Source organism: Halobacteriovorax sp. (genome assembly GCF_048381875.1).
GTDB lineage: Bacteria > Bdellovibrionota > Bacteriovoracia > Bacteriovoracales > Bacteriovoracaceae > Halobacteriovorax_A > Halobacteriovorax_A vibrionivorans.
Genome location: NZ_JBLXBP010000002.1, coordinates 343799 through 358167 on the forward strand (window position 1 = coordinate 343799; position 14369 = coordinate 358167).

The following is a 14369-nucleotide window of genomic DNA, read 5'->3' on the forward strand; positions in this document are numbered from 1 at the left end:
CTTAAAGAGTTGTTATCTGACTATTCTCACTGACCTCTTCATAGGTATATACATTATTTCTAATCCTATGTTCCGTCACTTTAGCTAAATTGTAATCAGTATCAATATAAAGCTTAAACTTTAGATTTTTCGACTGATCTTCTACAATAATATAAAAAGGCAGTTCATCCCTTTCTCGAGCAAGCATTGGAGATTCAATCTTTAGCTGCTTTTGAGAGCTATTATACTCATCTTCATTATACTTTATCTTAACAACGGCCTGATCTGTAAGATTAAATTTATACATTGGTCCCCAGTCCCCCCAAACAGAATATTCTAGTTTAGAAAGATCGGGTAATGTTACCTCAACATCAGTTGAATTCATTGGACTACCCCAAATAAAATCAAATTTTTGATTTGAAACTTCTCCGATATTTAGTTCCACAAGTCCTCCTTTGGTTCAATCCAAGAGTCTGATTGAAATATTTTAAATTTTAAATTTTTAGGATTAATCGATATAATTTTTAACCAATTGTTAGAAATCAGCTCTCTAACCATTTGATGTTTACTGATAATTTCGTCAATTGCTGATGTCTCGGCCTCAATAAAGACTTGAAGTCTTAAAGGCTCATGAAAGTAGTCACCTTTATATAAAACAGATTGTTCTGTTAATCCTCCAAGCAGATCACTTTCATTACCTTGAATACAGCCAATTCCACCAACAACATTATTTAGAACCTTGTTACCTGCACCAAATTTTTGAGGATTTACTGTACTTGCGTAATACTGCATATTGATCCAATTCGTTACAATCATTGGTGCAGTCATAATAAGCTCTAAAATCGAAAGATCTTTATCTTGTTCAAAATCATAGTCATGAAGGAAGGCCCTTCCATCAAGCTCTAAACTTCTTGTTAATTCTCTGCGACCAACCACAAATGATGCATTTCTAGCAAGTCCCCATTCTGGACGAATCTCAGACCAGTCATTTGCCTTTTGAAAAAGCTCCCCACTTAATTCACTATCCTTAAGCTTTGAACAATTTGGTAAATTTCTTGCTCTTTCTTTCTGACAATTCTTAGAGGCTTCTCTGAACTTCTTTTCATACAAACTTAGCTCTTGGCCTTGCTTAAGGCTTAATCCCTCAAACTTATCAATATGTATTTCATCTTTTACAGTATTGTGCCAACCTGACATAAATAAAGTATCTCTAGGTATCTCAATTCCTTTACTTTTTAACTTAGCTTGAACTTCTAAATCATTTAAAATTGTGGCCAGGAATATGGCATTACTTTGTCCATTATGTCCTGCACATGCACCGCATTCTAAAGCAGATGCATATGGGTTATTTGAAGATTCACTTCCATGCCCAATGAAGAAAACAAACTTTGCAAAATTCTTAGTTAGCCCCATATTCTTTAAAGCATTAAAGGCCAAGTTTACTTTCTCTTCGATTTTAATTTTCTCAAAATCAAATTGAATATTCTCTTTGTCTTTTTCAGATAGCCCCATTGAAGAGATATCGAGATTAGGCTTCTTTTGAAAGATGCCAGACTTTAAAATCTTTCCGATATAAGAAAATCCAAGTGTTTCAACAAAAGAAAAGCCTGAATTAGCAGAAGCTTGAACACTCTTTTTGAAATACTGAGTCTGTGCAAATGCTTGTTTTTTATTTTTAAGTGAAGTCTCATCTTTTGTCTCCACTTCACTAATTTCATAGGCAGAGTTTAATAGAATGGGACAATTTTGATCACTCCCTTTATGCCCAAGCCCCTTCACTGAAATTGGCACTCCAAAAAATCCTGCAAAGCCAATTGTTTGTATTTTATGTGAGCTATTTTCGAGGTGTCTTCTTAGAACTTCACTACGAACATCAATACAAAATGCCATTTGAACATCGGGCCTAGAGTTAAGATCCTTACTATTAACAGAGCTTTTAATTGTCTCTTCAACTCTCCTTCGGTAGGCACATTCAACGGCATTTAACCAAATATAAATGAGATCTAAATCATGATCATCTTTATTTGAACAATGTTGGCCCTCTAGGCTTACAACAGAGATCTCATCAAGTAGAGCGATATCATAGGCCATTCTCATGACAACAATATCAATTAATCCTCCTATCTCCTTAAGCTTTGAACTCTCTCCTGAGCGATTGGCCTCAAATTCAAATTTTTGGATGTATGAACTCCAACCTAGCGTCGTATAAATGAGACGATAATAATAATTTGAAAGATCATCTAGTTCTAAGGATATCTTTTCTAAAAGTATATCTGTTAGAGATTCAAGTGCTTTTTTGGGACTTTCAGGAAGAAGTTCAACAATTTCATTGAATCGATTTGTTTTTCCATCAAATGGCCTGTCATATTTTACGAGGGACTTCCACCAAGTATAAAGTCTTGTATCCTTTGTCTCTATTTTCCATAGGGCCTGACCTTCATCAAAATACGCGGAGGCCCATCTTGAGATTTCTTTAGTTATTAACTCAGTAGTCTTTTCATTATTTTCTAAATCATAAAGATCACTAACTGCTCTAAACTTTAAGTCACAAACTTTTCTTTCAGATGATCTTATAAAGTCCATCAACTCTTTTATCGTAATATCACTTAGTGAATTGTTATGAATTTCTTTTAGATAAAGTTTTTTTGCAACTTCTAGATCATACTCTGTAATTTCACCAGATTGATATTTCTTTAGAAAGAACTCTTTCTTAGGCAAAGTATCTTTTCCTGAAATATGTCGCATATACTTGGCCAATTCGAGAAAGTTCTTATCTTTAAAGCCAAAGAAAGGATTTACAGCAACATAGTCACGTATATCCCAAAGAGGAGTTAATCTCTTGCTTACTTCAAGAAAAGTCTCAATGACAGACTTTTCTTGTCTAATCTTTAAAGACGTAAAAGCTTCTTTTCTAATTTTTTCTTTATCTAATTTTACGATTTCGTTCATTAGAAGCCTCCTCTTAGTGCCTTCACATAGATCTGTTTACCGACTTCTGTTTGAGAAATTTTGTCTAAACTATTTTGAATCAAATATAATGCTATGAAAAAGCCAGCAGATATAAGAACTGTTACAACTCCAACGATTCCAGGCATTGATACATTGGCCGGAACAATTCCCTCTAATAAGATTGTCATGAAGTTTGTTAAACCGAGATAGATTAAAACAATAGAGCTTGCAAAAAGCACCGCTTGGAATTTATCTTTTGAATCTAAAATCATTTGAGATGCAGCTAAGGCCAAAACAATTAAGAGAATGAAGACCCCTGGGTTTTCTAAGACATTTACGCCTGTATACATTAGGCTTCCAACGACTAAAACAATAGAAGTTGCACCTAGAAGAAAAGAGTTCCTAAATTTATTAGTAATTTGTTGTTTTGGAAAATAACGATTGAGCCTACCAAAATCTGTTGCTGTACCTGAACTTAAAAATGCATAGGCCTTGTAAAAAGCATGACCTATTATATGAACTGTTGCGATGGAAAAGGCACCTAATCCACATTGAAGCATCATAAATCCCATTTGAGCAATTGTTGAATAGGCTAAATTCTTTTTCACATTCACCTGAGTAAACATAACAATAGTTGCCCAAAATGCAGTGAAGCTACCAATGATTGCAAGTAATGAAAGCGCTAATGGAGTACTCGATAAAAATGGGGCCATTCTAATTATTAAATAACCACCAGCATTTATTATTCCAGCATGCATAATTGCAGATACTGGAGTTGGTGTCTCCATCGTATTTGGAAGCCAGTGATGGAAAGGAAATTGTGCTGACTTTGTCATTGCACCAAGAACAAGAAAGATTGAAGCAGTATTTAGTAATATGTAATTATCTTTTATCAAGAAAGTATTTTCGGCCATTGCAAAAATAGTATTAAACTCAAGAGTTTTAAATACATTTAAGAGAATTCCCCCTGCAATAACTATAAAAATATCACCTAGACGATTTATCCAAAACTTCTGTCTTGCTGCTTTGATGGCCCCTTGCCTATTTGAAAAATGAGTAAGCAGTTTATGCAGAAAGTATGAAGCGGCGGCCCAAGAGATAGAAAATAAGACGAGATTTGGTGCCAAAAGCATTGAGAATACAAAACTTAGCGTAAAGGCCAGATTCTTTTTAAATTGTTCGCTCTTAGGGTCATCTTCTAAGAATCTAATTGAGTAACGAGCAACGACTATACCGATGGTTGAAACTGTCGCAGCGATTAGTCCAGATAAGACATCAAGCTTTAAACCGACTGAGAAGTATTTAGAAAAGTTCCAAATGGTCAGCTGGATTGGACTTTTATCAATATAACTTAGTATTGAAAAACTAATAAATACAAACGGGCCAAGCAATTGAGCAAGGCCTAGGCTTAGCTTCTTTGAGCTCCCAGATAACTTATAAATTATTATCGGCAACAGAAGTAGCACGGGAAGTAAGTATTGTAATGAGTTCATAAATTCTCCTTAACAAGGCAAGCCTAACAGGAGAACACTATACATGCAATTTTTTTCATGTATTTTTTATCATGCATTGCATATCATGTAATAATTTTCATGTATATCTTTTCATGCAAATACGGTATCTTATAAGCTTGTGGAGGGGCGATGAACCAGAATGAAGCAAAGTGGACATTTTTTAGTAATCACGGGCACGTATACCTGCTGATAGCTGCAAATGAGGACATTATTGTAAGAGAAATCGCTTCTAGAGTTGGCATCACCGAACGCTCTGTTCTAGGAATTATTCAAGACCTTTATGACGCAGGGTACATAATGAAGGAGAAAGTTGGTCGCTCAAATCGCTACAAGATTGTTCCCAAGAAAACCTTAAGACACTCACTTGAATCAAATGTTCAACTACAAGATCTCATCGATCTGATTACTAAAACTAAAAATAGCTAATAATTCAGCACTACACCTCTTCTAGAATCTTTCTTCTTGGCCTTGCTATAAGTGAATAGAAACAAGGAACGACAATTAGTGTAAAAATTGTCGATAGGAAAACACCACCAATAATAACCAGGGCCATTGGCCTTCTCGTTTCAGAGCCTGCTCCCACAATAATAGCGGCAGGTAAAGCCGAGGCAAGAGTTGTGAAGGTTGTCATAATAATTGGTCTAAATCGAGTTTCACAAGCAACCAGAATTGCATCAGTTAATTCTTTACCTTCATCTCTAAGCTGATTTGAGAACTCTACGATTAGAATTGATGTCTTTTTAACAATCCCCATCGTTAAGAGAATACCAATCATTGAATAAATATTTAGCGTACTTCCAGATAACCATAGTGCAATAAAAGATCCCGCCAAGCCAAATGGGATGGCCAAGAAAACAGTAATTGGATCTGAAAATGAATTAAATTGACTGGCAAGAACCATATAAGCAATTACTAGACCTAGGACCATGATCATAAGAACACTGAAGAGAGATTCATTTAGGTCCTTAGAAAACTTAATATAGTATCCCTTTGGTAATACCTTCTTACTGACTTCTTTTATAAAAGCGATTGCCTTACTTTGAGCAACATCAGTATTTAAATTTGCATCAACTCGTATACCTCTTGCTCTATTTTCTCGGTAAATTGATTGTGGACCGAATGCATCCTCAATCTTTACAACATCATTTAGAGTTACAAATTCTCCGCGATTATTTTGTAACAGAAGTGAAGATATATTTTCACGTGTACGATCTTCTTCTTTTAATTGAACAAAGACATCATAGCGACGTCCGCGCTCTGTATACTTTGTTGCACTAACACCACCTACACCAACGTTTAGGGCCTCAGCAATTGTTCTAACTTCAACTCCCCTTTGCTGTGCTTTAATTCGATCTGGAATTATATGAACTTCAGGAAGCTCACCAATATCATCAGAACGGACACCAACCATAAGTTTTGATTCGCGCATCTCTTTTTCTAACTGCTTATAAAGTTGAGCTTGAATCTCAGCATCTGGGCCAGTAATGGTAAATTCAATTGGACTACCTCTTCGGCCACCAATTGCAGATCCCATGCGGTCTCGAATAATAATCTTGATCCCTTCTATCCCAGCTAATTCTTTTCTAAGGTCTGAGGCAATTTCAAATTGGGTCTTGGTTCTCTCGTTGCGATCCTTTAAGATCAGTACACCGAAGCCACGATTTCCACTCGTGGCCCCACGTCCACCACCAACGGCAACAATCATTCTTCGAACATTTTCATTCTTTTCAACGATGGCCTCATATTCCTTCACTTTTGCGTTTGTATAATCTAGACTCTTTCCATCTGGAGCAATAAAGATCACAAACATAAAGCTTCGATCAGACTCTGGTGCAAATTCCTTATCGATAAAGTTTAAAGACGTAAATGAAATAAAAATAACGACTAAAGAAGTTAAGAGAATTTTTATTCGATGACCTAGAGCAAAGTTTAGACATTTTACATAAGTTCTTTTTCCAAAATCAACAGCACTATCAACCCAGTGATGAATGAAGATCCCTTCAGAAGCAACATTTAAAAACTGAGAACATCTCATTGGAGCTAAAGTTAAGGCCTCAAGAGAAGATAAACTTACGGCAATACAAATTGTTAAAGCAAATTCTCTAAAGAAGCGCCCTTCTATCCCAGGCATCATTGTAATTGGTGCAAAGATAGCAACAAGGACAGCTGTCGTTGCAAGAACGGCAAAGGCGATCTCGCTACTCCCCTTAAAAGATGCTTGGACTTTATCGTGGCCTTTCTTGGCGTAGCGGACAATGTTTTCAAGCATTACAATGGCATCATCAACGACGATTCCAATTGCTAAAGTCAGTCCTAAAAGAGAGAACGTATTTAAAGAGAATCCCATTAAATACATGAATGCGAATGTTCCTATAATTGCCGTTGGAATTGCTAGGAGTATATTAATTGTTGCTGACATTGAGTTTAAAAAGAGCCAGCAAACAAGAGATGTTAATAAAACTGATAATAATAGGTTTTGTAATAATTCATTAATAGATAAACGAATAAAAGAAGTACGATCAAAGTTAACAGAGAGATTTGTTCCCTCTGGTAGATTATTTGATATCTCCTTTACACGCTCTTTTACTCTATCTGCAACTTCTACGGCATTTACACCTCTTTGCTTATAAATAGGCATAGAAAGGGAAGGTGTGCGATTAACACGAGAGATACGAGTTCGATTCTCAACCCCAGCATATATATGGGCAACGTCTGAGAGTCTTATTGGTACGTAATTCGCCCTTCCTCCCCTACGATTAATGATCATATTATTAAAGTCTTCAACTGTTCGACCTTCACCTAGAACACGAAGACTCGTTTCGGTTTCAGGTGTTTCAAATTTCCCAGCAGGTAACTCAACACTTTCTCGCTTGAGAGTTTCTACGATATCTGAAAGAGTTAATTGATATTGTTCAAGCTTTTCAGCTTTTACATCAACTCTCATCATTGGATCACGGGCACCAAATGCTCTTACCTCAGAGACCCCCTCAATTGTTGTTAATTGATCAATAATTCCATCTTTGAATAAAATATTTAGCTCTCGCTCATTTAATGTTGTTGAAACTAACGCTAAATACATAACAGGATCATCTGCTGCATTTGATTTTGTCACGGTTGGTGTTTCAACAGTATCAGGAAGAAGTCTCTGGGCCCTTCCTAGGAGTGTTTGAACTTCTTGTAATGCAAAGTCGATATTCTTATCAAGAGAGAATTCTAATTCAATACGTCCTTGACCACGGCCAGCAGTCGAGGTCATATCTTTAATCCCTTGCATAGAAACAAGTATAGATTCAGCAGGCTCTAATACATCTTTTTCAACTACTTCAGGTGTTGCGCCTTCATATTCATAAGAGATAGAAATCGATGGATAATCAACATCAGGGTTTTCATTTATCCCTAGTTTCGTAAAACCGAGGGCCCCAAATAAGATTAGTGAGAACATTAGCATCCATGCGAAAACAGGATTCTTAATCGATATTGATGATAATTTCATATTGAACCTTTTTTAACCCTTAGGAATATTTCCAAGATATGCATTGGCCTGATAGAAGATTGACTTAACTTCAAGAGATGATCTAATCGCTAATTTCTCAAGATCAATAACATCATCAAGAGATCTGATAACTTCAATTTGAGTGACTAGACCTTTATCTAAATCTTTGAGTTGTTCTTGATAGGCTGCTCGACTTCGATCCAGCGCTCTTCGAAGAGTAATTAATTCATTTTTCTTTGCCTCAAAGTTTCGAACGAAAGTATTCCATCGATTGATAGAATTACGTCTGGTGAAATCAACCTGTGCACTATTAATACGTTCGACTATTTTTTTGCTAGTAACTTTTGAAGATCTCTCTCCAAAGTCTAATAGATTAAGGGTAACATTTAAGCTTACCCCCCAGTCGCGATCTCCCCCCTCATTCTTATCGAGGTTGTAACTAGCACTTAAATCAATTTGTGGATATAAGTTAGCCTTTTCAATCTTACTTTCAAGGACTGAACTTTCATAATCGAACTTAAGACTTTTAAGTTCTGGAATATTCTCAAGATCAACATTCTTTGAAAGCTTAAGTCCTAGCGGATCAATACGATTTTTTAAGCCTTCAATCTTATCAAGCCCAGAAAAATTTCTAAAGTCTGTTATCGAACTTCTAACTAATGCTTTAGTTGCAACGAGGTTTGCTTCGAGTCGATGAAGCTGGGATTCGAGGGCAAAAAGATCGGCCTTTCTATCACGGCCAATCTTCGTTCTTTTTTTAACAATACGAACTCTTTTTCTTAGATTGCTAAGTAGTCCATCAATTCTTTCATATTCTTCAATAGCAGAAGAGACTTGAAAATATAAAGTAGCAAATTGACTATAGTAAGCTGCTAGATTCTTCTCTTTTAGAGCACGGGCCTGTTTAGGAACAACTTTCTTATAATCATAAAGTGCAAACTCAGCTCCACCCTGGAAGAGCTTTTGTTTCATCGAAAGATAAACCTCAGAATCCAATTCCTTATTCGTTGAGGAAAAATTTGGATACCTGTTTTCATAAGTATTCTCATTAACAATATCAAGACTTGGATATAGTGATGACTCAATTGTATTGAGATCTGAAATTGACTTATCTTCTGTTAATTCAAAGACCTCAACTTGTTTTGATTTTTTAAGTGACTTTATATAGAGGTCCTCGACAGAGGCAACTATTGTAAAATGTGACAGTAGGCATAGTGAAGTGAATAAATAAATTCGACTCAAAGTTTTATCTCCTGAACTTTTACGACAAGCCTAAATTACTCAAATCGTAACCTTTTTAATAATAAGTTAAAGAATTTTATTAAGCTTTACTTACAAGTTCAATTAAGTTGACATAAAACTGACATATGAATGGATATTATGAAAAGAATAACGGCCAACAGCACGCAAAACAGTTGAGTTCACAAACTAGTTCACCCTTAACGGCCAATATATTGTGTACAAATCACTGACGAGAATAATCTTTAGAGGCCGTAACAAATTCTCGAAACAAATTCCTTATATCTTTTCGATAAAAGAGAAACTCAGGATGAAATTGTAATCCCATGATAAATCGAGGGCCTTCATTTTCCACAGCTTGAATAACGCCATTATCCTCAACGGCACTCACATCAAGGCCTGTGCCGAGTTTATCAATAGATTGACTATGTAAGCTATTAACTTCAGTTTCATCCTTTTTAAAAATTTCATTTAAACGAGTATTAGGTTTAATCTTTATCTTTTTTCGATAAAAGACTTTACCCCACAAGCTACTTGGATAGTGTGCCCCTTCAAATACTTTTGAGACATCTGTATGAAGGGTCCCCCCCTTAAATACATTTAGAAGTTGAGCTCCACGACAAATACAAAAAATGGGAAGCCTCCTCTTTTTTGCAACCCTAAGCCAATTAAGTTCGAGCTCATCACGTTTATGATCATATTTATAATTCTCTTTAATGTCCTTGTTATTGTAAATTCCCGGATATAAGTCAGTTCCTCCTGAAATGATTAGGCCATCAATATCAAGATCTAATTGAGGATGTTTTGTTGAGAGATTTACTGATCTTGCATTACAAAAATATAAACAAACCCTAATTGCCAAGTTTTGAATTATGCCAGTTAATCCATATGATTTCGTAACACCAATAAGTGGCTTCATTAACGGAAGTCCTCAACATAGTGGTTACAAAGCCTTAACCACTTCTTTTCAAACGAGAGATTGCTATCGTGATAAAGGTCGATAAATGACTTAGACATCTTGCTAATGATCTCTTTATCATTGGCAATTCTTTCTAATAAACGCCAACGCTTCCATTCAACAAAGATATTCCAGGACTCTAACCCCAATTGACAACTAGGAAGGCGATAATGAAACGTAGGTCTTGCCTTAACTCGCTCATCAGTAACAACATTACGGACTCGCTCTTCATCGAGATAGAGAAAGAGTGGCAAGAAGTCCAGTCCCCTATTTCGAGTAGGATTGTATTCGAGATAATCATCAATAAGCTTTGAAAGATCTGGATGATAGTCTTGATCAAGAACAAGCTGCGCATAGTCATTTGGGAAATCATCAACGTAGCCAGTTAACTCCCTAGTAAGCCCAATATCAATTTGTGATTGCAGCCAAGAACTAAGTAAAATATAAGATCGAAGTACGCTTAATATATAAGAGCTTTCCTTAGATGTTATCTCTGGATTGAATTGCATAGCAAAAGCAAAATATGCAGACTCATTAGTCCCTCTGGCCCCAGCGTCATGAAGGCTTTCTTCAATTTTCTTAATAATATTAAAATTTTTTTCTTCTAAAGGAGGAGAAACGATCTCAGTTGGAACGAGTTCTTGTGTGATAGGTTCTAAGATATCTTTTATCACACCTTCAAAGTCAAACTTCTTCACTTTGATATTTTTTTCTGAAGACTGTGCTAATTCTTTTAAAAGTTTTGCATCTGTTTCGACTTTAAACTCACCGTATTGTGAATCAACTTTAAAACATGCATCACTAATTTTCTCGACGTCACCATCGAGGCAATCAACGATTAAGTTTGCCGTTTTTTCAGGTGTTAGGCCTTGAAATTCGATTTCAAAGCCTACTGTACGGTTTTGATCTTTGAAATTCTTTGTCTTCATTCGAAACATCATAACATATCTAATTTCAAGAATCGAATGGAGCAGTAAAGAACTCAACTTAAGAGTGATTCTGGCAACTTAGCAAATTGGATTTATTTCAAAAGATATCCTATGATGAAAATCAAACGTTAAGAAGGAGTTACAATTGAATAAATTTAAAATTGACCTTGAAAAGATTAAAAGCCGTGCTCGTGAAAAGATGATGGACGGAGCAATGACTGAGTCTTACAAAGCTAATGCTCAAGAAGTAATTGAAGTTTTAAACGAGGCCTTAGCAACTGAAATCGTTTGTATTCTCCGTTATAAGAATAATCACTTCATGGCAGAAGGAATGAATGCCGATCCAATCGCTGCAGAGTTTCTCGTTCATGCAAATGAAGAACAACAACACGCAGACTGGCTTTGCGAAAGAATATGTCAGCTAGGAGGAATTCCTAACATGAATCCTGAAGGACTACTTACACGCTCACACGCTGACTATTATCAAGGAGCTGATCTTAGAAAAATGATTGAAGAAAACCTTGTGGCAGAAAGAGTCGCAGTTGAAACGTACTCTGAAATCATTAGATGGATTGGAGACTCAGATCCAACCACACGTCGTATGTTAGAGGATATTTTAAAAGAAGAAGAACATCATGCTGATGATCTTGTTGGATATTTAGAAAAAGGGCTTTAAAAAATTAATAATAGATGGAGGTAATTTATGAGTGATAAACCAGAAGTTCCACCAAATAAACCAAAGCATCCGACGCCTTCGCCTAAGCCGCAAACGCCGAAGATACCAAGAGAAGTTCCAGAGCCGCCAAATGCACCTGATAGGACGCCAATAGAAGTTCCGCCAGATGTGCCCAAAGAGCCGCCAATAAAGGAGCCTGAAAAGCCGAACGAAAATCCACCGAAAGCATAAACAACGAAAGGAGGTTTATCGATGAAAACAGTTAAAGATTTTTTAAATGAATTAGAAACAACTAGAGATGAATTAAAAGTTCAATCACATTTATTAAAATCCGAAGTGAAGGAAAAATGGGATGGACTTGAGAGTAAATGGGAGAAGATTAACAATGAAGTTGCTCCTACTAAAGAGGCCACTAAAGAAGCAATCGACAATATCTCAGAGGCCAACAAACTCCTTCTAACAGAGCTTAAAGAAGGCTACAAGAAAATCAAAGATACTTTATAAATTACCTCACCATGCTCCTTTTGTTCAAAAAAAGAAATAAAAGGAGCATGGCACTTAAACTGCCTATTAAAAATAAGATTATCTTAAGTACTAAGTTACGACTTTCCATATTAATCTTAAGAGAGCATCAAACACTATTTGATACCAATTTTCAAAGGAGATTCAAATGGGAAGACAAGCTTTAAGTGACCAAAGTAAGTATAAACATAGAGCTCATACTAAGCACTATGTCGATGATACATTCGAAAAAGGTACTGATACTCGAAACTGGAAAAAAAATATAAAAAGAGATGAAGATATTCAAGATTCGGACAGAACGGATCTGCATGCAATCGAAAACAAGCTCATCATTATGCGACAAGAAATTACTGATAGAATCAACACGTTAACACGAGATAAAACACACCAAGATAACCCATTGACCAAAGATCACGACGACCAGTCTATTGCAGTGGAAAACGATGAAGTGATTGAAGACTTAGATGAGTTAGCAAGAATAGAGCTAAAGAGTATCGATCACGCTCTAGAAAGAATTAGAAATGGAAACTTTGGAGTCTGTGAGAAATGTGGTTCAGAGATTGAAGACAAGAGATTAAAAGCACTTCCCTATGCAACTAGCTGTATTGAATGCGCCCAAAATTAGCCAGGCCATACTCCCTTCTTAGAATCCTAACAAAGAAGCATGGCATATAAGTTTTAATATTAGAGATTGAAGTCGTAAACAACTTCTTGTCTAGTTATATCACTTAGTTCTTTTGGATAATTGATCATGCATGAATAATTATTAATTCTTGTAGGTGGACTCCCAGCACCAGGGTAGCCACCAGTAGTGACATCATCTTGTAACTCTGAAAAGTCTAAAGATAGATAAGTTCTTGAGCGAATCTGATAGCCCTTATCTCCATTTGTAACTAGCTCAACAACAGAACCTCTTCCACCACTTGTTGCCCTATAGCCTTTGTCAAAAAAGTGTCCTCTATAACTTTTGAGACGAAAAACATTTTCACCTACAATTGTTAATTGGAAAACCTGCTGAGCTCTCCCCTTACTCATATTTCCACCGACTCTTTTTGTTTCTAAAGCACAAGTTATATTATCGATCTCACTTGAAGCAAATGTAAGACTTGATGTAATGAAGAAAGCTGTTAGTAAAAGTATTTTCATATTCATCTCCTTTTTTGTGATTTTGTAGGTTCATTTATGACATTATTCTCATTGTAAGAATAATTCTTTATTGATATGGTGGTATAACTTTTAGATATAGGTGAATTATGCTTAAAGATCACTTAGGTAAACTTGAATATTTTTGTAATATTGTTGAAACAGGTTCTTTGCAAAAGGCAAGTCAAAAGGCATATGTAAGCCAGCCACAACTGTCCAAGGTTTTGCGACAATTAGAAGAAGAGCTTGATACACAGCTATTGATAAGACGCTCAGATGGCGTTATTCCAACTCCAGCTGGCGACAAACTCTATTCCTATGCAAGAGAGACGATTGATCAAGCAAATCAAATGCAACTCTTAATAAGAGATAATGTGCAAGCGAGCGGTAATGTCTATATTGGAACATACGACAGTATTTCGAGATATTTCTTTCCTGACTTTATCAAGTATTTAAGAAAGCTTGCCCCCTCTCTTAATATTATACTTTCAACTGGGCGAAGTTCACAGAAGTTGAAAGAATTAAAGAAAGGTGAACTCGATATCGCCATCATTGTATCAAGTGGTGTCAAAAGTCGCTCTCTTAGTGAAAAGATCATATACTCAGACTCCTTTGGGCTTTATCATTCTCAGCAAATTGAAAGCTCTTTTCTAGATCATATAATAAAGTTTCCAGAATCAATCCACTTTGATGCAACTAAACTAGGCTTTAAACATATTTTATCTTGCGATAATTTAGAAACAGTGAAATCTCTTACAGAGCAAGGACTAGGAGTCGGACTACTTCCTCATCGAGTTGCACGAGAAGGAGTCCTCCAAGGCAAGCTTATTCCTCATAAGAAAGTCTTAAGTCAAGAAAGCGAGCACAATATTTCATTATTTTATAGTAAGAAAAATATTAGCGCCCATGCACAAGTCGTTATAAATGAAGTCGAAAGGTTTTTAACAACGTGGGCAAAGAGCTAAAA

Annotated in this window: 14 protein-coding genes; 6 read left to right on the forward strand and 8 right to left on the reverse strand. The window is 35.9% G+C overall.

The window, feature by feature from the left end; all coding sequences use genetic code 11:
• Position 1: 1 nt before the first annotated feature.
• From ACN5L8_RS05910 to ACN5L8_RS05920, 3 genes are read right to left on the reverse strand one after another with little or no spacing between them, the layout of a single operon-like run.
• Positions 2 to 424, reverse strand: a complete 423-nt coding sequence (locus ACN5L8_RS05910; protein ID WP_419172588.1) for a hypothetical protein — start codon at positions 422 to 424, stop codon at positions 2 to 4.
• On the reverse strand, positions 415 to 2928 hold the full coding sequence (locus tag ACN5L8_RS05915) for a putative inorganic carbon transporter subunit DabA (RefSeq protein WP_419172589.1): 2514 nt from the start codon (positions 2926 to 2928) through the stop codon (positions 415 to 417). Before ACN5L8_RS05915 ends, ACN5L8_RS05910 begins: the two co-directional genes overlap by 10 nt.
• Entirely contained in the window at positions 2928 to 4421 is a 1494-nt protein-coding gene (locus tag ACN5L8_RS05920) for a proton-conducting transporter membrane subunit (protein WP_419172590.1), read from the reverse strand. Before ACN5L8_RS05920 ends, ACN5L8_RS05915 begins: the two co-directional genes overlap by 1 nt.
• Before the next feature lie 150 nt (positions 4422 to 4571).
• On the opposite strand from ACN5L8_RS05920, the gene ACN5L8_RS05925 reads away from it, so the two are divergent.
• Entirely contained in the window at positions 4572 to 4868 is a 297-nt protein-coding gene (locus ACN5L8_RS05925) for a helix-turn-helix transcriptional regulator (RefSeq protein ID WP_115361269.1), read from the forward strand.
• A gap of 10 nt (positions 4869 to 4878) precedes the next feature.
• Here the strand turns inward: ACN5L8_RS05925 and ACN5L8_RS05930 are convergent, their stop codons facing one another.
• From ACN5L8_RS05930 to ACN5L8_RS05945, 4 genes are all read right to left on the reverse strand, one after another.
• A complete protein-coding gene (locus ACN5L8_RS05930) occupies positions 4879 to 7935 on the reverse strand; it encodes an efflux RND transporter permease subunit (protein WP_419172591.1) in 3057 nt (1018 codons plus the stop codon).
• Positions 7936 to 7947: 12 nt separating this feature from the next.
• Positions 7948 to 9177, reverse strand: coding sequence for a TolC family protein (locus ACN5L8_RS05935; protein ID WP_419172592.1), 1230 nt, complete (start codon positions 9175 to 9177; stop codon positions 7948 to 7950).
• Between the two features lie 223 nt (positions 9178 to 9400).
• The gene (locus ACN5L8_RS05940) at positions 9401 to 10093 is read right to left on the reverse strand and encodes a gamma-glutamyl-gamma-aminobutyrate hydrolase family protein (protein ID WP_419172593.1); all 693 of its coding nucleotides are present in this window, start codon (positions 10091 to 10093) and stop codon (positions 9401 to 9403) included.
• Entirely contained in the window at positions 10093 to 11061 is a 969-nt protein-coding gene (locus ACN5L8_RS05945) for an amidoligase family protein (protein WP_419172594.1), read from the reverse strand. Before ACN5L8_RS05945 ends, ACN5L8_RS05940 begins: the two co-directional genes overlap by 1 nt.
• A gap of 199 nt (positions 11062 to 11260) precedes the next feature.
• Here ACN5L8_RS05945 and ACN5L8_RS05950 point away from each other — a divergent pair, with 199 nt between their 5' ends.
• The 4 genes from ACN5L8_RS05950 (at position 11261) to ACN5L8_RS05965 (ending at position 12884) form a co-directional block, all read left to right on the forward strand.
• A complete protein-coding gene (locus tag ACN5L8_RS05950) occupies positions 11261 to 11737 on the forward strand; it encodes a ferritin-like domain-containing protein (RefSeq protein WP_115362289.1) in 477 nt (158 codons plus the stop codon).
• Positions 11738 to 11764: 27 nt separating this feature from the next.
• Entirely contained in the window at positions 11765 to 11968 is a 204-nt protein-coding gene (locus ACN5L8_RS05955) for a hypothetical protein (protein WP_115361279.1), read from the forward strand.
• Positions 11969 to 11989: 21 nt separating this feature from the next.
• Entirely contained in the window at positions 11990 to 12241 is a 252-nt protein-coding gene (locus ACN5L8_RS05960) for a hypothetical protein (RefSeq protein WP_115361281.1), read from the forward strand.
• Between the two features lie 166 nt (positions 12242 to 12407).
• Positions 12408 to 12884: a TraR/DksA family transcriptional regulator gene (locus ACN5L8_RS05965; protein WP_120404345.1), complete on the forward strand. Its 477-nt coding sequence runs from the start codon at positions 12408 to 12410 to the stop codon at positions 12882 to 12884.
• A gap of 59 nt (positions 12885 to 12943) precedes the next feature.
• On the opposite strand, the gene ACN5L8_RS05970 is transcribed toward ACN5L8_RS05965, so the two are convergent.
• Positions 12944 to 13405, reverse strand: coding sequence for a hypothetical protein (locus tag ACN5L8_RS05970; protein WP_419172595.1), 462 nt, complete (start codon positions 13403 to 13405; stop codon positions 12944 to 12946).
• Between the two features lie 107 nt (positions 13406 to 13512).
• On the opposite strand from ACN5L8_RS05970, the gene ACN5L8_RS05975 reads away from it, so the two are divergent.
• Positions 13513 to 14367, forward strand: a complete 855-nt coding sequence (locus tag ACN5L8_RS05975) for a LysR family transcriptional regulator (protein ID WP_115361289.1) — start codon at positions 13513 to 13515, stop codon at positions 14365 to 14367.
• Positions 14368 to 14369 lie beyond the last annotated feature (2 nt).